Annotated in this window: 21 protein-coding genes; 19 read left to right on the top strand and 2 right to left on the bottom strand. The window is 32.7% G+C overall.

Annotated elements, in window-relative coordinates:
- Positions 1–39: 39 nt before the first annotated feature.
- Positions 40–1,050: a hypothetical protein gene (locus SBL16_RS01495; RefSeq protein ID WP_107611981.1), complete on the top strand. Its 1,011-nt coding sequence runs from the start codon at positions 40–42 to the stop codon at positions 1,048–1,050.
- 203 nt (positions 1,051–1,253) lie between these two features.
- Here the strand turns inward: SBL16_RS01495 and SBL16_RS01490 are convergent, their stop codons facing one another.
- Complete coding sequence (locus tag SBL16_RS01490) at positions 1,254–2,105, bottom strand: DUF368 domain-containing protein (protein WP_107611980.1); 852 nt, start codon at positions 2,103–2,105, stop codon at positions 1,254–1,256.
- Between the two features lie 359 nt (positions 2,106–2,464).
- On the opposite strand from SBL16_RS01490, the gene sufC reads away from it, so the two are divergent.
- The 12 genes from sufC to SBL16_RS01430 all read left to right on the top strand — a co-directional run bounded on the left by sufC (position 2,465) and on the right by SBL16_RS01430 (position 14,992).
- Positions 2,465–3,226, top strand: coding sequence for a Fe-S cluster assembly ATPase SufC (gene sufC / locus SBL16_RS01485; RefSeq protein WP_011276304.1), 762 nt, complete (start codon positions 2,465–2,467; stop codon positions 3,224–3,226).
- A 176-nt stretch (positions 3,227–3,402) separates the two neighbouring features.
- Positions 3,403–4,710: a Fe-S cluster assembly protein SufD gene (sufD, locus tag SBL16_RS01480; RefSeq protein WP_037537236.1), complete on the top strand. Its 1,308-nt coding sequence runs from the start codon at positions 3,403–3,405 to the stop codon at positions 4,708–4,710.
- Positions 4,711–4,750: 40 nt separating this feature from the next.
- Positions 4,751–6,001 (top strand): cysteine desulfurase, encoded by a 1,251-nt coding sequence (locus tag SBL16_RS01475; protein WP_182477440.1) that lies wholly within the window; start codon positions 4,751–4,753, stop codon positions 5,999–6,001.
- Positions 5,991–6,452 carry a Fe-S cluster assembly sulfur transfer protein SufU gene (sufU, locus tag SBL16_RS01470; RefSeq protein ID WP_037537234.1) on the top strand — a complete coding sequence of 154 codons (462 nt, stop codon included), beginning with the start codon at positions 5,991–5,993 and terminating at the stop codon, positions 6,450–6,452. Before SBL16_RS01475 ends, sufU begins: the two co-directional genes overlap by 11 nt.
- 179 nt (positions 6,453–6,631) lie before the next feature.
- Entirely contained in the window at positions 6,632–8,029 is a 1,398-nt protein-coding gene (gene sufB / locus SBL16_RS01465; RefSeq protein WP_037537233.1) for a Fe-S cluster assembly protein SufB, read from the top strand.
- A gap of 203 nt (positions 8,030–8,232) precedes the next feature.
- A complete protein-coding gene (locus SBL16_RS01460) occupies positions 8,233–8,913 on the top strand; it encodes a hypothetical protein (protein WP_107611978.1) in 681 nt (226 codons plus the stop codon).
- 292 nt (positions 8,914–9,205) lie between these two features.
- A complete protein-coding gene (locus tag SBL16_RS01455) occupies positions 9,206–10,279 on the top strand; it encodes an NAD(P)H-dependent flavin oxidoreductase (RefSeq protein WP_107611977.1) in 1,074 nt (357 codons plus the stop codon).
- Positions 10,280–10,403: 124 nt separating this feature from the next.
- On the top strand, positions 10,404–11,252 hold the full coding sequence (locus SBL16_RS01450) for a DUF72 domain-containing protein (RefSeq protein WP_053017942.1): 849 nt from the start codon (positions 10,404–10,406) through the stop codon (positions 11,250–11,252).
- Positions 11,253–11,265: 13 nt separating this feature from the next.
- A complete protein-coding gene (locus SBL16_RS01445) occupies positions 11,266–12,093 on the top strand; it encodes a sulfite exporter TauE/SafE family protein (RefSeq protein WP_053017943.1) in 828 nt (275 codons plus the stop codon).
- Positions 12,094–12,114: 21 nt separating this feature from the next.
- Positions 12,115–13,437 carry a bifunctional metallophosphatase/5'-nucleotidase gene (locus tag SBL16_RS01440; RefSeq protein WP_107611976.1) on the top strand — a complete coding sequence of 441 codons (1,323 nt, stop codon included), beginning with the start codon at positions 12,115–12,117 and terminating at the stop codon, positions 13,435–13,437.
- Positions 13,438–13,570: 133 nt separating this feature from the next.
- The gene (lipA, locus tag SBL16_RS01435) at positions 13,571–14,491 is read left to right on the top strand and encodes a lipoyl synthase (RefSeq protein ID WP_029376689.1); all 921 of its coding nucleotides are present in this window, start codon (positions 13,571–13,573) and stop codon (positions 14,489–14,491) included.
- A 108-nt stretch (positions 14,492–14,599) separates the two neighbouring features.
- A complete protein-coding gene (locus SBL16_RS01430; RefSeq protein ID WP_011276293.1) occupies positions 14,600–14,992 on the top strand; it encodes a YutD family protein in 393 nt (130 codons plus the stop codon).
- A 72-nt stretch (positions 14,993–15,064) separates the two neighbouring features.
- On the opposite strand, the gene SBL16_RS01425 is transcribed toward SBL16_RS01430, so the two are convergent.
- On the bottom strand, positions 15,065–15,331 hold the full coding sequence (locus SBL16_RS01425; RefSeq protein ID WP_107611974.1) for a DUF3055 domain-containing protein: 267 nt from the start codon (positions 15,329–15,331) through the stop codon (positions 15,065–15,067).
- Between the two features lie 102 nt (positions 15,332–15,433).
- On the opposite strand from SBL16_RS01425, the gene SBL16_RS01420 reads away from it, so the two are divergent.
- From SBL16_RS01420 to dltB, 6 genes are all read left to right on the top strand, one after another.
- Complete coding sequence (locus tag SBL16_RS01420; RefSeq protein WP_317952491.1) at positions 15,434–15,868, top strand: DUF86 domain-containing protein; 435 nt, start codon at positions 15,434–15,436, stop codon at positions 15,866–15,868.
- On the top strand, positions 15,868–16,659 hold the full coding sequence (locus SBL16_RS01415; RefSeq protein ID WP_107611973.1) for a TIGR01457 family HAD-type hydrolase: 792 nt from the start codon (positions 15,868–15,870) through the stop codon (positions 16,657–16,659). The genes SBL16_RS01420 and SBL16_RS01415 overlap by 1 nt, the downstream gene beginning before the upstream one ends.
- Positions 16,660–16,677: 18 nt before the next feature.
- Positions 16,678–17,643 (top strand): 2-hydroxyacid dehydrogenase, encoded by a 966-nt coding sequence (locus tag SBL16_RS01410; RefSeq protein ID WP_107611972.1) that lies wholly within the window; start codon positions 16,678–16,680, stop codon positions 17,641–17,643.
- Positions 17,644–18,082: 439 nt separating this feature from the next.
- Positions 18,083–18,211, top strand: a complete 129-nt coding sequence (locus tag SBL16_RS01405) for a teichoic acid D-Ala incorporation-associated protein DltX (protein ID WP_160380485.1) — start codon at positions 18,083–18,085, stop codon at positions 18,209–18,211.
- A 14-nt stretch (positions 18,212–18,225) separates the two neighbouring features.
- Positions 18,226–19,683: a D-alanine--poly(phosphoribitol) ligase subunit DltA gene (gene dltA / locus SBL16_RS01400; protein WP_107611971.1), complete on the top strand. Its 1,458-nt coding sequence runs from the start codon at positions 18,226–18,228 to the stop codon at positions 19,681–19,683.
- Positions 19,680–20,894 carry a D-alanyl-lipoteichoic acid biosynthesis protein DltB gene (gene dltB, locus SBL16_RS01395; protein ID WP_037537222.1) on the top strand — a complete coding sequence of 405 codons (1,215 nt, stop codon included), beginning with the start codon at positions 19,680–19,682 and terminating at the stop codon, positions 20,892–20,894. Before dltA ends, dltB begins: the two co-directional genes overlap by 4 nt.
- Positions 20,895–20,902 lie beyond the last annotated feature (8 nt).

Below are 20,902 nucleotides of genomic sequence, written 5' to 3'. Positions count from 1 at the left end.
AGGTGATAATAGAACTATTATTTTTTGATAAAAGAAAATATGGAACATATCATATGGCAAATAAAATCTGAAGCGGTACCTACAATCAACTTAAATATTGGTCAATACACTGCTATTTATAATGAATTTGAAACCATTGAAGAGGACATACTTGAGCTTATTGATCAATATTTTAAGAAAAGAAATTCAAATAAGAATGAAGTCTCTATTATAGAATGCTCTAATCATGAACTTATTTCTAATCTTGAGTACGAGAGTTTTATTATTGATAATAATAAGATAGAACTTGAGCATTCATTAGGATCCACTTCTATTTTGAATAAGAAACTTCATAGAGATTTTGCTAATCATATTGAAAGTTCAGGATATTTGAATTCTATTAATCAACTTCTAAATGATTTATTAGAGATGATTAATTATAATGAATTACCTTTAAAAATAAAGTCTTTAGATATTAAATATTTCATTAAGTTATTGAGCTTTGAATATGAATTGAAAAAGGATTATACAAAATTAGTTAATAGAATAGAGCAAGTGCTACCTTTAATAGTCGATGAATTAAACAGGCTATATAATAATCGTTTATTATTGATATACTTATATCCCGAAGCAAATTTAAGTCCTAAAGAACAAATAAAGTTAAAGAAATTATTGTTAACACTCGATACAAACATAATTGTATTAACAGGATCATTACATTTCCTATCTGAAGAGTGGAAATACAATAACTATATTAGAGATGGGAAACAAAAAAACACATCTGAATTTCTAGAAGAATTAGAGTGGAACGCGCCACTTGATTTTGATAAGAAGGATCTAGAAGAAAGTTTGAACCGATTCATTTTAACTTATCAAGATAAATTAGAATTATATCCCATAATATCAAACTATCAAATAGCACAAATTATGTTATTTAATGCCATAGATATATATGTTGGGATTTCATATATGCAACATTGTAATCATAAATTTAAATTAAAAATCAAAAGTGAATTGCTGCCTAAAAGCATCAATAAATATTTAAATTTAATAAAAATATTAGTTGACTAAGCATCCAAGATAGCAATATAATTAATTTATAGAACAAGTTTAGCTAACTTGTACTTATACCTAAAATTACAGAATCTACTAAAACAAGACTTTATGTCGTGTTTATCCCATTAATTTATTAATGGGATTTTTTCTTTTTAATTAGACAAATCGCCAACGATGATGACTATCGTTGGCGATTATTTTTGTTTAATGTCATTTAATTACACATTATCATCAGTAATTTGACCGATCCAATAACTCGCTGCAAATCCAATGATTAAAGTGATGATTGAAAGTGTCCACTCAATACCAGTTTGAGGAAGACCAGGGAATACAGCATATATGGAGCCAATAACGAATCCAGTTATTAATGCGAATGTGGTATAGAAATGATGATGTAGGAAGTATTTAATAATACGACTTGATAATAAAAATCCTGCTAACACACCTAATCCTACAACAATTAATAATGGTAGGCCATCGAAATTCAATTTAACTAGATCAGCAATGGCTAACATAATTGTTCCATAAGCACCAAATACTAGTAGCATAAACGATCCGGAAATACCAGGTAATAACATTGCGCTTGAAGCACACGCACCAGCTAAGAAATATTTAATAATAAGACCGAATGATAGATCTAGTGATGTATCAGCACTTTGATTACCTGAATTCATTAATGTAATTACTATTAAAATGATAATGCCTACTACCATAATGCTATAATGTTTTGCTTTAAACGTTTTATTAAATTTCGCAGTTCTTAATAAATAAGGGATGATACCAATAATTAAACCGGTAAAGAAGAACATTGTAATTACTTGGTGATGTTCTAATAAATAATTGATTAGATTACTTAATATACCGATAGCTAAAGCCATACCTATTAAAATAGGAAGTAAAAACTTTAAACTAGGCCAAAATCGTTTTGAGAATAAGCCACTAATTGAAGAAATAAATCCATCATATATGCCTAATAGTAAGGCGATGGTTCCTCCACTTATTCCAGGAACTAAATCGGTTGTTCCCATACCGAACCCTTTTAATATATTTATCCATTTAAAATTTTGCATGAACGTCTCCTTTCAATTAGGTTAAATAGCATCATAACAGAATTTTGAATAATTATAAAATATTCAGTTTGTAAAATTATAATTTTTATAAAAATCGTGCTAAATTAATAACATTTGTGTCGGAATTATTTCTATTGAGAACAATAAGCCTTTGATTATCAGTTGCGAGAAAAAATTGAGTATCAGATAAAAATCATTTTAGATAGATAATCACTATAATTTAGAGTTTTAATAAGTTTATATTAAGGGCTATTTACGTTATAATGAAGTGTATTAAAGTACACAAAGTCTTTTTGACTACAAATTAAAATTATTATAAACTAGTTAAGAAAACTTTATATTTTACGGAGGGAATATAAATGTCATCAACATTAGAAATTAAAGACCTACATGTGTCTATTGAAGATAAAGAAATTTTAAAAGGTGTTAATTTAACTATTAATACAGGTGAAATACATGCAATTATGGGACCAAATGGTACTGGTAAATCAACATTATCATCAGCGATTATGGGACATCCATCATACGAAGTAACTCAAGGTGAAGTGTTACTAGATGGCGTTAATATTTTAGAATTAGAAGTTGATGAAAGAGCAAAAGCTGGTCTGTTCTTAGCAATGCAATATCCATCAGAAATTACTGGTGTGACAAATGCTGACTTCATGCGTTCAGCTATTAACGCGAAACGTGAAGAAGGACAGGAAATCAACTTAATGCAATTTATCAAAAAATTAGATAAAGAAATGGATTTCCTAGACATCGATAAAGATATGGCACAACGTTACTTAAATGAAGGTTTCTCTGGCGGTGAGAAAAAACGTAACGAAATCTTACAATTAATGATGTTAGAACCAAAATTTGCCATCCTAGATGAAATCGACTCAGGTTTAGACATTGACGCATTAAAAGTTGTATCTAAAGGTATCAACGAAATGCGTGGCGAAGAATTTGGTGCTTTAATGATTACACACTATCAACGTTTATTAAACTACATCACACCAGACAAAGTACATGTTATGTACGGTGGTAAAGTAGTTAAATCAGGAGGCCCTGAACTAGCTAAACGTCTTGAAGAAGAAGGTTATGAATGGGTTAAAGAAGAATTCGGTGCTAAAGAATAATCTAGCAATCGTTTATTTTAAATGATGAAACTAGAAACATGGTGTTAATGTGAAACATTGCATTAATATCAACGATTAAATAAGTGAGACTTAGACATCGTATAAACTTAATCATTTAAGTATACTAAATATCTACAGTCGTTAAATTTTTCATCAAGTAGGAGGAAAAGAGAGTTATGACAACTGAAACTTTAAACATTTCTGAAGAACAACTTGTTGATTATTCTAAAGCGCACAATGAACCTTCTTGGATGACTGAGTTACGTCAAAAAGCGTTGAAATTAACAGAAACTTTAGAAATGCCAAAACCAGATAAAACTAAATTAAGAAAATGGGACTTTGATTCATTTAAACAACATGAAGTTGAAGGTCAATCTTTCAATAATTTATCAGAGCTTCCAGAAGCTATTAAAAAAATTATAGACGTTGAAAACACTAAAAATTTAGTTGTTCAACATAATAATGCTTTAGCTTATACTCAAGTATCAGATCAAGCACAAAAAAATGGCGTGATAATTGAAGGATTATCAGAAGCTTTAATTAATCACGGGGAGTTAGTTCAAAAATATTTAATGACAGATGCAGTAAGTGTTGATGAACATCGTTTAACTGCATTGCATACAGCTTTAATTAATGGTGGCGTGTTTGTTTATGTGCCTAAAAATGTAGTTGTTGAAGATCCAATTCAATATGTTGTGTTACATGATGATGATAATGCTAGTTTCTATAACCACGTTATCATTGTTACTGAGGAAAGCGCTGAAGTAACGTATGTTGAGAACTATTTATCAACTGCAAGTGGTGAAGGTAACCAATTAAATATTGTTTCAGAAGTTATTGCCGGTGCTAATTCAAATATCACTTATGGCTCAGTTGACTATTTAGATAAAGGATTTACTGGTCATATCATTCGTCGTGGTACTACTGCTGCAGATGCATCAATCAATTGGGCATTAGGTCTAATGAATGAAGGTAGTCAAATCATAGATAATACAACTAATTTAATTGGTGACCGTTCAACAAGTGAACTTAAATCAGTTGTTGTCGGTACAGGTGACCAAAAAATCAACTTAACATCTAAAATTGTTCAATACGGTAAAGAAACTAATGGTTACATCTTAAAACACGGCGTTATGCGTGAAAATGCATCATCTGTATTTAATGGTATTGGATATATTAAACATGGTGGTACAAAATCTATCGCTAACCAAGAGTCACGTGTCTTAATGCTTTCTGAGAATGCAAGAGGCGATGCCAATCCAATCTTATTAATTGATGAAGATGATGTAGAAGCAGGACACGCAGCGTCTGTTGGCCGAGTTGACCCTGAGCAACTTTACTACTTAATGAGTCGTGGTATTTCTCAAAAAGAAGCTGAACGATTAGTAATTCATGGTTTCTTAGATCCTGTAGTACGTGAATTACCAATTGAAGACGTTAAACGTCAATTAAGAGAAGTAATTGAACTTAAAGTAAATAAATAAACATATAAATCTAAAAGAGATTTTTAATATTAGAAAGGTCGTGAAAAAAGTGGCCGAAACTTCATTAAATGTTGAGGAAATCATCAAAGATTTTCCAATATTAGATCAAAAAGTTAATGGAAAAAGATTAGCATACCTTGATTCTACAGCTACCAGTCAAACACCTGTTCAAGTGTTGAACGTATTGGATGATTATTATAAACGTTATAATTCAAATGTACACCGTGGTGTTCATACACTTGGTTCACTTGCTACTGACGGATACGAAGGTGCTCGTGAGACTGTAAGACGTTTCATTAACGCTAAATACTTTGAAGAAGTCATCTTTACTAGAGGAACAACTGCAGCAATCAATATTGTTGCGCGCAGTTACGGAGATGCCAATGTTGAAGAAGGCGACGAAATAGTTGTTACTGAAATGGAACACCATGCCAATATTGTTCCATGGCAACAATTAGCTAAACGTAAAAATGCCTTATTAAAATTCATTCCAATGACAGATGAGGGTGAATTAAGACTTGAGGATGTTAAGGCGACAATAAATGATAATACAAAAATTGTAGCAATAGCACATGTGTCTAATGTGTTAGGTACAATTAATGATGTCAAAGAAATCGCTAAAGTTGCCCATGAGCATGGTGCAATTATTAGTGTTGATGGTGCACAATCAGCACCTCACATGAAAATAGATGTTCAAGATTTAGACGCTGATTTCTTCAGTTTTAGTGGTCATAAAATGTTAGGACCTACTGGCATCGGTGTGTTATATGGTAAACGTGATTTATTAAAAGATATGGAACCAGTTGAATTTGGTGGAGATATGATTGACTTTGTAAGTAAATATGACGCTACATGGGCAGATTTACCTACTAAATTTGAAGCTGGTACACCTATTATCGCTCAAGCAATTGGCTTAGGTGAAGCCATTCGTTACATTGAGAAATTAGGCTTTGATGCTATTCATGAACATGAAAAAGCATTAACAGAATACGCTTATGAACAAATGTCATCTATTGAAGGACTTGAAATTTATGGCCCTCCAAAAGAACGTCGTGCTGGTGTTATCACATTTAATTTGGCTGATATCCATCCACATGATGTTGCTACAGCAGTAGATACAGAAGGTGTTGCTGTAAGAGCTGGACACCATTGTGCACAACCGTTAATGAAATGGTTGAATGTATCATCTACTGCACGTGCAAGCTTCTATGTTTACAATACTAAAGAAGATGTAGACCAACTTGTTGAAGCATTGAAACAAACGAAGGAGTTTTTCTCTTATGAATTTTAATAATTTAGATCAACTTTATCGATCTGTAATTATGGATCATTATAAGAATCCTAGAAATAAAGGCGTTTTGGACAATGGCTCAATGACTGTAGACATGAACAATCCAACTTGCGGTGACCGTATTAGATTAACGTTTGATATTGAAGATGGCATTATTAATGATGCTAAATTCGAAGGAGAAGGTTGTTCTATTTCGATGTCTAGTGCATCTATGATGACTGAAGCTGTAAAAGGTCATTCTCTAGGTGAAGCAATGCAAATGAGTCAAGAATTTACTAAGATGATGCTTGGTGAAGACTATGAAATCACTGAAGAAATGGGAGATATTGAAGCACTACAAGGTGTATCCCAATTCCCAGCACGCATCAAGTGTGCAACATTAGCCTGGAAAGCACTTGAAAAAGGAACAGTTGAAAAAGAAGGTAAAGCAGAAGGTACGACAGAAGAGTAAACTGTAGTCGTATGTGAAACTTTATAGTGATGATAGATAGCAATTTCTAAAGTCCAACCTTAACTTTTTACACTTTTGACTTTTTATGAAGGTTGCATATTGTTACAATGGCAATAGACAATAATGAATATTAAAAATCTCACGCACGTCGTTTTAAATATATTTAAGGAGTGATTGAAATGGCTAAAAAAGCACCTGATGTTGGAGATTATAAATATGGTTTCCACGATGAGGATGTTTCCATTTTCAGATCAGAACGTGGTTTAACAGAAAATATCGTTAGAGAAATTTCAAAAATGAAGGAAGAGCCTGAATGGATGCTCGACTTCAGATTAAAAGCTTTAAAATTATTTTACAAAATGCCAATGCCTCAATGGGGTGGCGATTTATCAGAATTAAACTTTGATGACATCACATACTACGTTAAACCTTCAGAGCATACTGAACGTTCATGGGACGAGGTGCCTGAAGAAATTAAACGTACATTTGATAAATTAGGTATTCCAGAAGCTGAACAAAAATATTTAGCAGGTGTTTCTGCTCAATATGAATCAGAAGTTGTATATCATAATATGGAAAAAGAATTAGAAGAAAAAGGTATCATCTTTAAGGATACAGATAGTGCTTTACGTGAAAACGAAGACCTATTTAAAGAATACTTTGCTTCTGTTATTCCAGCAGCTGATAACAAATTCGCAGCATTAAACTCAGCAGTATGGTCAGGTGGTTCATTCATCTATGTACCTAAGAATGTTAAATTAGATACACCATTACAAGCATACTTCCGTATTAACTCAGAGAACATGGGTCAATTCGAACGTACATTAATTATTGCTGATGAAGGTGCTTCAGTAAACTACGTTGAAGGTTGTACTGCACCTGTTTATACAACAAGTTCATTACACTCAGCAGTAGTTGAAATCATCGTTCATAAAGATGCACACGTACGTTATACTACAATTCAAAACTGGGCTAACAACGTTTATAACTTAGTTACTAAACGTACGTTTGTTCATGAGAATGGTAACATGGAATGGGTTGACGGTAACTTAGGTTCTAAGTTAACGATGAAATATCCAAACTGTGTTCTTTTAGGTGAAGGTGCGAAAGGTAGTACATTATCTATCGCCTTTGCTGGTAAAGGTCAAGTACAAGATGCTGGTGCTAAAATGATTCATAAAGCACCAAACACATCTTCAACAATCGTATCTAAATCTATTTCTAAAAATGGTGGTAAAGTTATTTATCGTGGTATCGTTCACTTCGGACGTAAAGCGAAAGGTGCACGTTCTAATATTGAATGTGATACTTTAATTTTAGATAACGAATCTACTTCAGATACTATTCCTTATAATGAAGTATTCAATGATAATATTTCATTAGAACATGAAGCGAAAGTTTCTAAAGTATCAGAAGAACAATTATTCTACTTAATGAGCCGTGGTATTTCAGAAGAAGAAGCGACAGAAATGATCGTTATGGGCTTCATTGAACCATTCACTAAAGAATTACCAATGGAATATGCAGTAGAAATGAACCGTTTAATTAAATTCGAAATGGAAGGCTCTATCGGTTAATTTAACCTATATTACCAACTTTTTCTTATTAACAATAACAAGTACCAAAGTGTTCCAACTAAGTGAATGCTTTGGTGCTTTTTTTATCTCTAAATAGTTAACACTTATTTATATTAATTGTTTATTTTCATTATGATATAATTTTATATAATATTTAAAAAGTAATCGATTTAACAAAATACATGTTGTGAGAGGACTCTACAATGTTTGACTTTTATGCGAATTGGTATTCGTTGATTATCATTGTTGAATATCTTGCTATATTTTTAGGTTCAATTGGCTTAATCTTTATAGCAATGGTCAGTTTAAGACAAATTCAAAAGAAAAAGAAGATTTGGTATTTAGGAATATTCTTAATTTATTCATCATTACTTGAATTGTTAATACATTTTACAGGGGAAGATATTCATACTTACAACTTGGTCTTTGTCGTAACACTTCTTCCTTTTTTATTGATGTGTTATTTATCGAGTCATTATTTGGTAAAACGGCCATTCAAAACAAAATTAGAATTTGTGAAAACTGGTCACGGTAAAACTAACAAAGTTACCAAGCAAGAAATGAAAGATATGAAAGACGAATTGCAATCGGCTAATATAATTGCATGGTCAGGTTCAATTGGAGCCGCTTTTCTAATAGTTGCTTGGTCAGCTAAAGTAAGATTTATACATAATAAGGAATGGATGATGGCGCAAGAATTGACCAAAACTACTGATAATTTGTTAGGGTTTGGAGGCTTTATGTTTTTAATCTCGGCCTTTTTAATTGTTATTTATTTCATTATTGACGCAGTGTTATGGAATAGAAGAGGTAAATTTCGTGGTCTAGTATTTCGACCAATGATTTTGTGCTTATGGCAATTTTTGTTTTTGATTTCGATTTAAAAATTAATAATTAGATAAGTATCAATTTTAGAAACTTCCTAATTTTAAATATCTTTTTGACATACATAAATATGTGATGTCTGCATAATTAAATAATTATCTATTTATCAAGTGCACTATTGTCAAATCATCATTTTATAAGTAAGGCTAACTTACATAAGTTCAGGCCTTGCTTTTATTTTTTCAAAAATTAGCAAAGTTTACTGAAAATGGGAGTAGGGAATACTTTGAATAATTATTTAAGTGAAATACGCATAGTAATTACCCCAAATTAAAGAAAAGGTGATTTTAAATGTGGTATAACAATCAACTAACGCAATCTTTAAATATTCAATATCCTATTATTCAAGCAGGTATGGCTGGTAGTACAACTGCGGAACTTGTTGCAACTGTAAGTAATAAAGGTGGTTTAGGCTGTATTGGAGCGGGCTACTTTACTACAGAGAAGTTAGCGCAAGAAATTCAAAAAGTGCAAGGACTAACATCACAACCATTTGGTGTGAATTTGTTTGTACCAAGTCATCAATCATACACTAATGAACAAGTCGAACATATGAATGCTTGGCTGAAGCCCTATCGTAAGGCATTAAATCTTGAAGAGCCAGTAGTCAATATTTCTGAAGAACAACAATTTAAAAATGCAATTCAAACTGTGATTAAATATAGAGTACCAGTATGTTGTTTCACCTTTGGTATCCCGTCAAAAGAAATCATAGAACAATTAAAAGGTGCTAAAATTACTTTAATTGGTACAGCTACCACTGTAGATGAGGCAATTGCAAATGAGCATGCAGGTATGGATATTGTAGTTGCTCAAGGCAGTGAAGCTGGTGGACATAGGGGGTCATTTTTAACAACCAACAATCAGTGTGAACCGCTCATAGGAACAATGAGTTTAATACCACAGATAGTTGATCATGTATCGATACCAGTTGTTGCTGCAGGTGGTGTTATGGATGGTCGTGGTATATTAGCGAGTCAGATACTAGGTGCACAAGGTGTACAAATGGGAACAGCTTTCTTAACTACTGAAGAAAGTGGCGCAAATCAATTAGTTAAACAAGCAGTGCTTCATAGTAAAGAGACTGATACAGTAGTCACTGACGTATTTAGTGGTAAATCAGCACGCGGTATCAACAATGAATTTGTAGAGACGATGAAACAATACGAAGGGAACATACCGCCATATCCTGTACAAAATCAATTAACTAACTCTATTAGAAAGACAGCCGCTTCTACAGGGCATCGTGAATGGACGCATATGTGGAGTGGTCAATCGCCACGTTTAGCTACGTCACAACATGTCAATCAATTGATGGATCGACTTGTTGAACAAGTAGAAACATTATTGACGGTTATTCAATGATTTTTAGAAAAATAGAGTGTGCATGAGAATGTAACATTTCCGAAAATAATAAGATAATGTAAAGATGATATAGAACAAGTGATATCATAAAATTGAATATGGTATCATATAGCTGGTGATAAAAATGATAAATATAGGTCTTACTGGATGGGGAGATCACGATTCTTTATATGAGGATTTAGAACGACAATCGGATAAGTTGCAAACATACGCTAGTCACTTTCCAATCGTTGAACTTGATGCATCTTACTACGCCATCCAACCTGAAAGAAATATCATGAAATGGATTAAAGAAACACCTGATCGTTTTGAATTTATAGTGAAGATTCATCAAGCACTTACACTACATGCAGATTATAAAGATTACGCAGAAACAAGAAGTGAATTATTCGAGCAATTCAAACAAATGCTACAACCACTTATAGATCATCACAAACTAGCTATGGTCTTAGTTCAATTTCCACCTTGGTTTGATTGTACGGCACAAAATATCAAGTATATCTTGTATGTTCGTCAACAATTGGCTGATATACCGATTTGCGTCGAGTTTCGACATCAATCATGGTTTAACGATCAATTTAAGGAACAAACGCTGTCATTTTTAACTGAGCATCACATTATCCATTCAGTAGTAGATGAGCCACAGGTGCGTGAAGGCTCAATACCACTAGTTAATCGTATTACTACTGAGACGGCTTTTGTACGCTATCATGGAAGAAATAGACAAGGCTGGACCAAAAAAGACATGACCGACCAAGAGTGGCGTGATGTGAGATACTTATATAACTACAACAAAGAAGAGCTTACCGATTTAGCTAATAAAGTTAGAATTATAGAACAAAAAGCTAAAAAGGTTTATGTCGTATTTAATAATAACTCGGGTGGGCATGCTGCTCAAAACGCTAAAACATATCAGGATATGTTAGATATTGAATACACAGGTTTAGCTCCGCAACAATTAAAATTATTCTAAGAGGCGAAATATAATGTTAGTGACAATTATTTTATTAGTGCTTATCGGCCTTTTCTCTGCTATTTTAGGGTCATTAGTAGGTATTGGTGGTGGAATCATTATTGTTCCAACACTGGTATACTTGGGCGTTACACACGATGTTTTACATGGTATTACACCACAAATAGCGATAGGAACATCATCGGTGATTCTAATCGTCACAGGCTTATCTTCATCATTAGGCTACTTAAAGACGAAGCAGGTAGATATTAAAAATGGCTCTATCTTCTTGTTTGGATTATTACCAGGTTCATTGTTAGGTTCATTTTTAAGTAGATATCTTACTTTAGAGTCTTTCAATTTATATTTCGGTATTTTTATGATTATTGTTTCAATTATTTTAATGGTAAGACATAAAATCAAACCGTTTAAGATTTTTGATAAAGAGAAATATCGTAAAACGTATGTTGATTCTGAAGGGAAGACATATCACTATAGCGTACCACCTTTATTTGCATTTGTTGCGACACTGTTCATTGGTATTTTAACAGGTCTATTCGGAATTGGTGGTGGCGCATTAATGACACCACTAATGTTAATTGTGTTCAGATTTCCACCACACGTTGCAGTTGGTACAAGCATGATGATGATTTTCTTTTCAAGTGTTATGAGTTCTATAGGTCACATTTTACAAGGACATGTTGCATGGTCATATTCTATAGTTCTTATTATTTCAAGTTATATTGGCGCCCAAATTGGCGTACGTGTTAACCACTCGATTAAATCTGAAACTGTTGTAACGCTATTACGTACGGTTATGTTGATAATGGGTGTATACTTAATTATTAAATCTTTTCTTTAAATAAATATAGGGGGAATTTAAGTGAAGTTAACCATTTTTCACACGAACGATATTCATAGTCATTTAAACGAATATGCACGTATTACATCTTATATGGCAGAACATAGACCTCAACTTCAACATCCCTCACTCTATTTAGATATAGGCGACCATGTGGATTTATCAGCACCAGTGACTCAAGCAACGATAGGTCGCAAGAATGTCGACTTGCTTAATGAGGCTCAGTGCGATATTGCGACGATAGGTAATAATGAAGGTATGACCATCTCTCATGAAGCATTAAATAATTTATATAATAATGCGACATTTAACGTCATTTGTACGAATGTTATTGATGAGGAAGGGAAGTTACCTCATAACATAGCCTCATCATGTATTAAAGAAATTGAAGGCGTACGTATTTTATTTGTGGCGGCAACAGCACCTTTCACACCATTTTACAGAGCACTTGATTGGATTGTAACGGATCCTTTAGAAGCGATTAAAGATGAAATCGCTAATCAACAGGGTAATTATGATGTACTTATTGTGATGAGTCATGTAGGCATCTTTTTTGATGAAAAATTATGCCAAGAGATTCCTGAAATTGATGTGATTCTTGGGAGTCATACACATCATCATTTTGATGAGGGTGAAATGAATAATGGCGTACTTATGGCAGCTGCCGGTAAATATGGTTATTATTTAGGTGAAGTTAATTTAACTATTGAAAATAAAAAGGTTGTTAGTAAAGAAGCGATTATTTATCCGGTTGAAACATTACCTATGGTTGAAACAGATTATGAGTCAGAAGGAAAGGCATTGATGAGTGAACCGGTGATTGATTATCCTATCAACTTAAGCAGTAAAACAGACGTCATTACTAAAACGACTTATTTATTAGCTGAAAGTGTATTTGAATTTACTAATACAGATTGTACTATCATAAATGCTGGTTTAATTGTAAAAGGAATTGAAGCGGATAGACTAACGGAATATGATATTCATAAAATGTTGCCACATCCAATTAATCTAGTGCGCGTACGTTTGACAGGTAGTGAATTGAAAAAAGTAATTGAAAAAAGTCAGAAGCAAGAATATATGCATGAACATGCTCAAGGACTAGGTTTTAGAGGAGATATATTTGGAGGCTATATTTTATATAATTGCGGTTTTATCCAGTCAGAAAATAGATTCTTTGTGAATGGTGAAGAGGTAGTTGATGATAAAATATACACTTTAGGAACAGTTGATATGTATACGTTTGGTAGATATTTCCCTATATTGAAAGGGAAGTCAATTGATTATATTATGCCTCAGTTCCTTAGAGATATCTTTAAAGATAAGTTATTGAGACTGCAATAGAATAACACAAATAGATTTATGTATATAATGGAATTAAATTCAAGGTTGAAATTTATGGTTTATTACGTTTTAATTTAATGTAAATTTCGTTATAATAGGAAAAGATAGATTATACAGGAGGGTATACGTGGTTATGGCTACTAAAAATGAAGAAATCTTACGTAAACCAGATTGGTTGAAAATTAAGCTTAACACGAACGAAAACTATATTGGCCTCAAGAAGATGATGCGTGAAAAGAACTTACACACTGTTTGCGAAGAAGCAAAGTGTCCAAATATACATGAATGTTGGGGAGCTAGACGAACTGCTACATTTATGATTTTAGGTGCAGTATGTACAAGAGCATGTCGTTTCTGTGCAGTTAAAACTGGCTTACCTAATGAATTAGACTTAAATGAACCAGAACGTGTTGCAGAATCAGTTGAGTTAATGAATTTAAAACACGTTGTTATCACTGCAGTTGCACGTGATGACTTAAGAGATGCAGGTTCTAACGTATATGCAGAAACTGTACGTAAAGTACGTGAACGTAATCCATTCACTACAATTGAAATCTTACCATCAGACATGGGTGGTGACTATGAAGCACTTGAAACATTAATGGCTTCTAAACCTGATATCTTAAACCATAATATCGAAACAGTACGTCGTTTAACTCCAAGAGTTCGTGCACGTGCAACATATGAAAGAACATTAGAGTTCTTACGTCGTTCTAAAGAACTGCAACCAGATATTCCTACTAAATCAAGCTTAATGGTTGGTTTAGGAGAAACGATTGAAGAGATTTATGAAACAATGGATGATCTTCGTGCAAATGATGTAGACATTTTAACAATTGGTCAATATTTACAACCATCACGTAAGCATTTAAAAGTTGAAAAATACTATACACCATTAGAATTTGGTAAATTAAGAAAAGTAGCTATGGACAAAGGTTTCAAACACTGTGAAGCTGGCCCAATGGTACGTAGTTCTTATCATGCCGACGAACAAGTAAATGAAGCGGCTAAAGAAAAACACCGTCTAGGTGAAGAAAAATTACAACAAAATTAATTTGAACAATTAAACGGTTTAGATTAAGTTTTTAGAGACTTAGGTTGCACATTTTAAATTGAATTGTGTAATCTAAGTTTTTATTATACGAGTTAAAGGTGACAAATTATGATTAAGATAGGTCAACAATATTTTGAAATCATTGAAGAATATAGATCATGCTTTGATGAAGAATTATTTGCATCGAGATATTCAGATATATTAGATAAGTATGATTTTATTGTAGGGGATTTTGGATATGATCAACTACGATTAAAAGGTTTTTATAAGGATACGAATAAAAAAGCTGAAATCTCGAAACGTTTTTCGAGTATTCAAGATTATATATTAGAATATTGCAATTTCGGTTGTCCTTATTTTGTATTACGTCATTTATCTAACAAAGAGGTACAACAATTAAATCATGATGAAGAGGATGTTATTTTGTCTGATTCTGAAGATAAATTACATGATGTTAAAATTAAACCTACCATTCAGGAAGTTAAGCACCAAGATGAGTAACTATAGAATTAATAAAATGAGCTGTGAAGAAATCTAAGAGAAGAGATTTTTTCACAGCTTTTAAAATAGTAATTATTGAATGACTTGATTAAGATATTCAATGATTTCATCACTTTCTTCTTGACTCACACCTAAAATATGCGCGATATATCCTTCTTCTTCAATATCATCTGTCCCGATAATACCGAATTTGTTTGTTTGCATATTTAGCACAAGTGTCTTACCGTAATGACGATCTGTTTGAACGAGCATTAAATCATAACGGCTATGTTCACCTACAAAGCCTACAAACTTTACTTGGCTTTGTTCTTCATCATCATATAAGTACATATCTATCATAAGAGTAGAACTCCTTTTATCTTGTATTTTTAATTAAGTATAACGACAAATGAAGACCTATGCAAAACTGTGATATGATAGACATATTAAGAGGTGAAGGATATGTATTTTGTAGATAAAGATCAGCTTACTTTAAAATTAACTTACTTAAATCAATTAATTAAAGATTATGAATCGAATAAAGGAAATCATTATGCATTTGAACGTATCGCACAAATGTTAATTGAATCATCTGTGGATATAGGTAATATGATTATTGATGGTTTTATCTTGAGAGATCCAGGAAATTATAAAGATGTCATTGATATTCTTGAACTAGAAGGTATTATTTCGAAATCTACTCAACAATATGTTAATGAAACAGTTGACGTTAGAAAACAGTTCGCACACCATTATACAGAACTTGATAATAGCAAGATTCAGCCATTATTTGACGAGGCTTTGCCTTATTATGAACAGTTTATTCAAGAGGTAACTCAGTTCCTTGAGAAAGAGAATGTTCCAGTTACCGCTTTTGGAAAAGGAGACAACAAGTAATGAAGAATTATAAAGGTTATTTAATCGACTTAGATGGAACTATGTATCTAGGTACAGATGAAATCGATGGTGCAGCACAATTTATTGACTACTTAAACAATCATCAAATCCCGCATTTATATGTTACAAATAACTCTACAAAGACGCCTGAAGAGGTAACGCAAAAATTAAAAGAAATGAATATTGATGCGAAACCTGAGGAAGTTGTAACGTCTGCCTTAGCAACAGCAAATTATATTTCAGATGAGAAAAGTGATGCTACGGTATACATGCTTGGCGGCAGTGGCTTACGCACAGCTTTAACTGAAGCTGGATTAACTGTAAAAGATGATGAAAACGTTGATTATGTTGCGATTGGTTTAGATGAAAACGTTACTTACGAAAAATTAGCTGTGGCAACGCTTGCAGTACGTAAGGGTGCAAGATTTATTTCAACGAACCCTGATGTATCGATTCCTAAAGAACGTGGCTTCTTACCAGGTAATGGTGCGATTACAAGTGTTGTTAGTGTATCTACAGGTCAAGCACCACAATTTATTGGTAAACCGGAGCCGGTCATTATGGATATTGCTTTAGACATCTTGAAATTAGATAAATCAGACGTAGCAATGGTTGGCGATTTGTATGATACCGATATCATGTCTGGTATTAATGTCGGTGTTGACACAATTCATGTACAAACTGGTGTAACGACTTATGAAGAACTAAAAGAAAAAGACCAACAACCTACACATTCATTTAAAGACTTAAATGTAGCAATTTCAGAATTAGAAAGAAATGCCCAAAAATAAAAAGAGGGGTGGCATGACATGGTTAAAATTCTAGTCACACGTCAAATTCCAGATCGTTTCGTAGAGCAATTGGAACAGTTCGGCGACGTTAAGGTGTGGGAAAAAGCATTTGAACCTATGCCTAGAGAGCAATTTTTAAAAGAATTAGAAGATGTTGATGCATGTTTCATCACATTAAGTGAAAAGATTGATGCCACATGTCTCGAACATGCTAAACATGTAAAGGTAATAGCAAATATGGCGGTTGGTTTTGACAACATTGATGTTAAATTAGCTCAAGAAAAAGGTATAGTCGTTACTAATACACCTCGAGTACTTACGGAAACGACAGCCGAGTTAGGGTTTACGTTAATGTTAACTGTGGCACGACGTATTGTTGAAGCTGAAAAATATGTACAAGATGGTGAATGGAAAAGTTGGGGACCATACTTATTATCTGGTAAGGATGTTCATGGTTCAACTGTAGGTATTTATGGTATGGGTGATATTGGAAAGAGTTTTGCACGTCGACTTCAAGGATTTAATACAACTATCTTGTATCATAATCGTTCAAGACATGAAGATGCGGAAACAGAACTAAATGCAAGTTATGTATCCTTTGATACATTATTAGCAGACAGTGATTTTGTCGTTTGTACTGCGCCATTGACACCTGAAACTGAGAATAAGTTTAATAAAGATGCATTTTCAAAAATGAAAAACGATGCAATCTTCATTAATATCGGCCGCGGTGCTATTGTAGACGAGGATGCTCTAATTGATGCATTGGACAATCATGAAATTGGTGGATGTGGTTTAGACGTCTTACGTGAGGAACCTATTAAACTTGATCACCCTCTCTTGAAAATGGAGAATGCAGTCATACTACCGCATATAGGTAGTGCTTCTGTAGCAACTAGAGATCGAATGATTCAATTATGTGTTGATAACATTGCTGCGATATTAAAAGGAGCAAAACCGTTGACTCCGATTACTAATAAATAAATTTTAAGAACTTCTAACGTTCAGGTAAAGATTTAACCATGAACGATAGAGGTTCTTTTATTATAACTAACAGTTTTGTTATACCGTATGTAATTGTTAAGCTAACTATTTGGTACTAATATAATTATTGTCATTTGAATTCATCATTGCCACTAATGCAGTGTTGTTGATAGTAACATTAACGCATAAAATCTTATTAATTTTTTAAGTGTTAATTTAGCATCATTAGCACAATAGTTTGAAGTGAAAAATTTAATTTGCCTTAAAATCAAATTTTAATTATAATAAGATGAATGTATAATATATAAAAATTATATTTAATGAATTTTGTTTTGTTTTCGGGAATTCGGTTTTAACTCAGGAGTAGGACGAATACTTCACTCCGATATTTGAAATGATAGTGAGGTGCAATAGTGCATTGAAAGAGAATAATCATAAGATGATGCAATATTATGAGAAAGCTAAACCTTATTTATTAACACTTTTATATTTAGCGATATTTATTGCGCTGTACCTAATTTATGGTTCCGGCGATACACATAATAATTTCATTTACAATGAATTTTAATAAGGAGTCTAATTATGACAGATATCATAAATTTAATAAATGACTTCGGTCAAAGTAATCCTGAACGTGTAGCAGTTAGACATAAAGATGAAGAATTAACATATCAACAATTAATGGATGAATCTAGTAAATTAGCGCATCTATTACAAGATAATCATAAGCCGTTAATCGTTTATGGACATATGTCACCTTACATGTTAGTAGGAATGATAGGTGCTATCAAAGCAGGTTGTGGCTATGTACCTATTGACACTTCAGTACCAAGTGAACGTGTGAATATGATTATAAATAAAGTACAACCGGACATTATATTTAACACAACAGATACACAATTAAATCATTCCAATATACAAGAACTTACAATCCAAAGTATCCAAGATTCTGATAATCCAACACTATTTGACAGTCAAATGGGATTAACGGATGTTGTATATACTATTTTTACATCTGGTTCAACAGGTGAGCCTAAAGGTGTTCAGATCGAATATGCAAGTTTAATAGAATTTGCAGAATGGATGGTATCACTTAATGAATCAGAAGGTTCACAAGAGTGGTTAAATCAAGCACCATTCTCGTTCGATTTATCAGTCATGGCAATTTATCCTTGTTTAACATCAGGTGGCACACTTAATTTAGTAGATAAAGAAATGATCAATAAACCTAAATTACTCAATGAAATGTTAGTTAATACACCAATCAATGCATGGGTATCTACACCATCATTTATGGAAATGTGCCTGCTATTACCTAACCTTAACGAATCAAGTTACCCAAGCTTAAATCATTTCTTCTTCTGTGGAGAAATCTTACCTCATAGAACTGCGAAAGCACTTTTAGATAGATATCCAAGTGCAGTGGTTTATAACACGTATGGACCTACGGAAGCGACAGTAGCTGTTACAGGTATTAAATTAACACCTGAAATTATTGAAGCTTATAACCCGCTACCTGTTGGTGTTTCAAGACCTAACACATCATTGTTTACAACAGACGAAGATGAACTTGTTATTAAAGGTAATAGTGTTAGTCTTGGGTATTTAGATAACAAAGAAAAAACAGATGCGGTATTTAACTTTGAAGATGGACTTCGTATATATCATACGGGTGATAAAGCCATCGAGAAAGATGGGCAATGGTTCATACAAGGAAGAATTGATTTCCAAATTAAACTTAACGGTTACCGAATGGAATTGGAAGAAATTGAAACGCAACTTAGACAATCAGAATTTGTTAGAGAAACTGTTGTCGTTCCAGTATATAAAAATAATAAAGTAATACATTTAATCGGTGCTGTCGTTCCGACTGAAGAAGTTAAAGATGATTTAGAAATGACAAGACAAATTAAATCTGAACTAAAATCTCGCTTACCTGAATATATGATTCCGAGAAAATTTGTTTGGATGAAACAGTTACCATTAACGTCAAACGGAAAGCTTGATCGTAAACAAGTCGCAGAGGATATTAACGCATGATTCCATATGGCACGTTTACCTTCTTCTTAGTTGCATTTATAGTACTTTTACCAGTCATCATACTCGGTTTTTTAGGTAAGCGAAGCTATATTTATAACGGTTTAAGTACTGCAATTATGATTGTCGTCATCTTTTCATCAGATAAACATAATTTATTCGGTAATAAATATTTAAGTATTCAACTCATTAGTTTTGTAATTTATCTCATATGGCAAGTGTTATTAATCATGGGATATTATAAATCAAGACAGAAGAGTAATACATTTAGCAAATTTGTCATTGTTATGATTTTATCCATTTTGCCATTAGCGATTGTTAAAGTATTACAAAGCTCATGGCTAGGTGGTCAACAAATCCATTTCCATGAACACAAGCTTATAGAATTTGTAGGTTTCCTAGGTATTTCTTATGTAACGTTTAAAAGTGTGCAATTAATTATGGAGATTCGAGATGGATCTATTAAAGAGATCAAAGTTGGGAAATTATTCCAATTCATTTCTTTCTTCCCAACGGTGTCTTCAGGGCCAATTGATCGCTATAAACGTTTTGTTAAAGACGATAAAAAGGTTCCTACAAGTGAACAATATAGGGAAATGGTTGCCAAAGCGATACACATGATTATGCTTGGATTTTTATACAAGTATATTATCGCTTATTTAATCAATGTTTATGCAATTCATCCATTATTAATGAATCTAGATGGATTTACTCATAAATGGCTATATATGTATGCTTATAGTTTCTATTTATTCTTTGATTTTGCAGGATATAGCTTGTTTGCTGTAGCAGTAAGTTATTTATACGGTATTAATACACCGCCTAACTTTAAGCAACCTTTCAAAGCTAAAAATATAAAAGACTTCTGGAATAGATGGCATATGTCATTATCATTCTGGTTTAGAGATTGTATTTATATGCGTACATTATTCTATATGTCACGTAAAAAAACATTTAAAAGTCAATTTGCGATGTCTAATTTCGCATTCTTCTTAAACTTCTTTATCATGGGTGTGTGGCATGGTTTAGAGTTATTCTATATCGTTTATGGTATTTACCATGGACTAATGTTTATTGGTTATGGATACTATGAACGTTGGAGAAAGAAACATCCACCACGTTGGCAAAATGGTTTTACTACAGCGTTGAGTATTATCATTACTTTCCATTTTGTAGCATTTGGATTTTTAATCTTTTCAGGAAAATTAATTTAAAAGGAGTC

Origin of the sequence: Staphylococcus sp. NWU MK-U1, assembly GCF_033283505.1 — a bacterium.
Classification (GTDB): Bacteria; Bacillota; Bacilli; order Staphylococcales; family Staphylococcaceae; genus Staphylococcus; species Staphylococcus haemolyticus.
This window is presented reverse-complemented; position numbering and strand designations above follow the sequence as displayed.

Bases quoted from the DNA above. Each gene is read 5' to 3' on its own strand.
- SBL16_RS01495 (WP_107611981.1), top strand. From the start codon at position 40: ATGGAACATATCATATGGCAAATAAAATCTGAAGCGGTACCTACAATC.
- SBL16_RS01490 (WP_107611980.1), bottom strand. From the start codon at position 2,105: ATGCAAAATTTTAAATGGATAAATATATTAAAAGGGTTCGGTATGGGA.
- sufC (WP_011276304.1), top strand. From the start codon at position 2,465: ATGTCATCAACATTAGAAATTAAAGACCTACATGTGTCTATTGAAGAT.
- sufD (WP_037537236.1), top strand. From the start codon at position 3,403: ATGACAACTGAAACTTTAAACATTTCTGAAGAACAACTTGTTGATTAT.
- sufU (WP_037537234.1), top strand. From the start codon at position 5,991: ATGAATTTTAATAATTTAGATCAACTTTATCGATCTGTAATTATGGAT.
- sufB (WP_037537233.1), top strand. From the start codon at position 6,632: ATGGCTAAAAAAGCACCTGATGTTGGAGATTATAAATATGGTTTCCAC.
- SBL16_RS01460 (WP_107611978.1), top strand. From the start codon at position 8,233: ATGTTTGACTTTTATGCGAATTGGTATTCGTTGATTATCATTGTTGAA.
- SBL16_RS01455 (WP_107611977.1), top strand. From the start codon at position 9,206: ATGTGGTATAACAATCAACTAACGCAATCTTTAAATATTCAATATCCT.
- SBL16_RS01450 (WP_053017942.1), top strand. From the start codon at position 10,404: ATGATAAATATAGGTCTTACTGGATGGGGAGATCACGATTCTTTATAT.
- SBL16_RS01445 (WP_053017943.1), top strand. From the start codon at position 11,266: ATGTTAGTGACAATTATTTTATTAGTGCTTATCGGCCTTTTCTCTGCT.
- lipA (WP_029376689.1), top strand. From the start codon at position 13,571: ATGGCTACTAAAAATGAAGAAATCTTACGTAAACCAGATTGGTTGAAA.
- SBL16_RS01430 (WP_011276293.1), top strand. From the start codon at position 14,600: ATGATTAAGATAGGTCAACAATATTTTGAAATCATTGAAGAATATAGA.
- SBL16_RS01425 (WP_107611974.1), bottom strand. From the start codon at position 15,331: ATGATAGATATGTACTTATATGATGATGAAGAACAAAGCCAAGTAAAG.
- SBL16_RS01420 (WP_317952491.1), top strand. From the start codon at position 15,434: ATGTATTTTGTAGATAAAGATCAGCTTACTTTAAAATTAACTTACTTA.
- SBL16_RS01415 (WP_107611973.1), top strand. From the start codon at position 15,868: ATGAAGAATTATAAAGGTTATTTAATCGACTTAGATGGAACTATGTAT.
- SBL16_RS01410 (WP_107611972.1), top strand. From the start codon at position 16,678: ATGGTTAAAATTCTAGTCACACGTCAAATTCCAGATCGTTTCGTAGAG.
- SBL16_RS01405 (WP_160380485.1), top strand. From the start codon at position 18,083: ATGATGCAATATTATGAGAAAGCTAAACCTTATTTATTAACACTTTTA.
- dltA (WP_107611971.1), top strand. From the start codon at position 18,226: ATGACAGATATCATAAATTTAATAAATGACTTCGGTCAAAGTAATCCT.
- dltB (WP_037537222.1), top strand. From the start codon at position 19,680: ATGATTCCATATGGCACGTTTACCTTCTTCTTAGTTGCATTTATAGTA.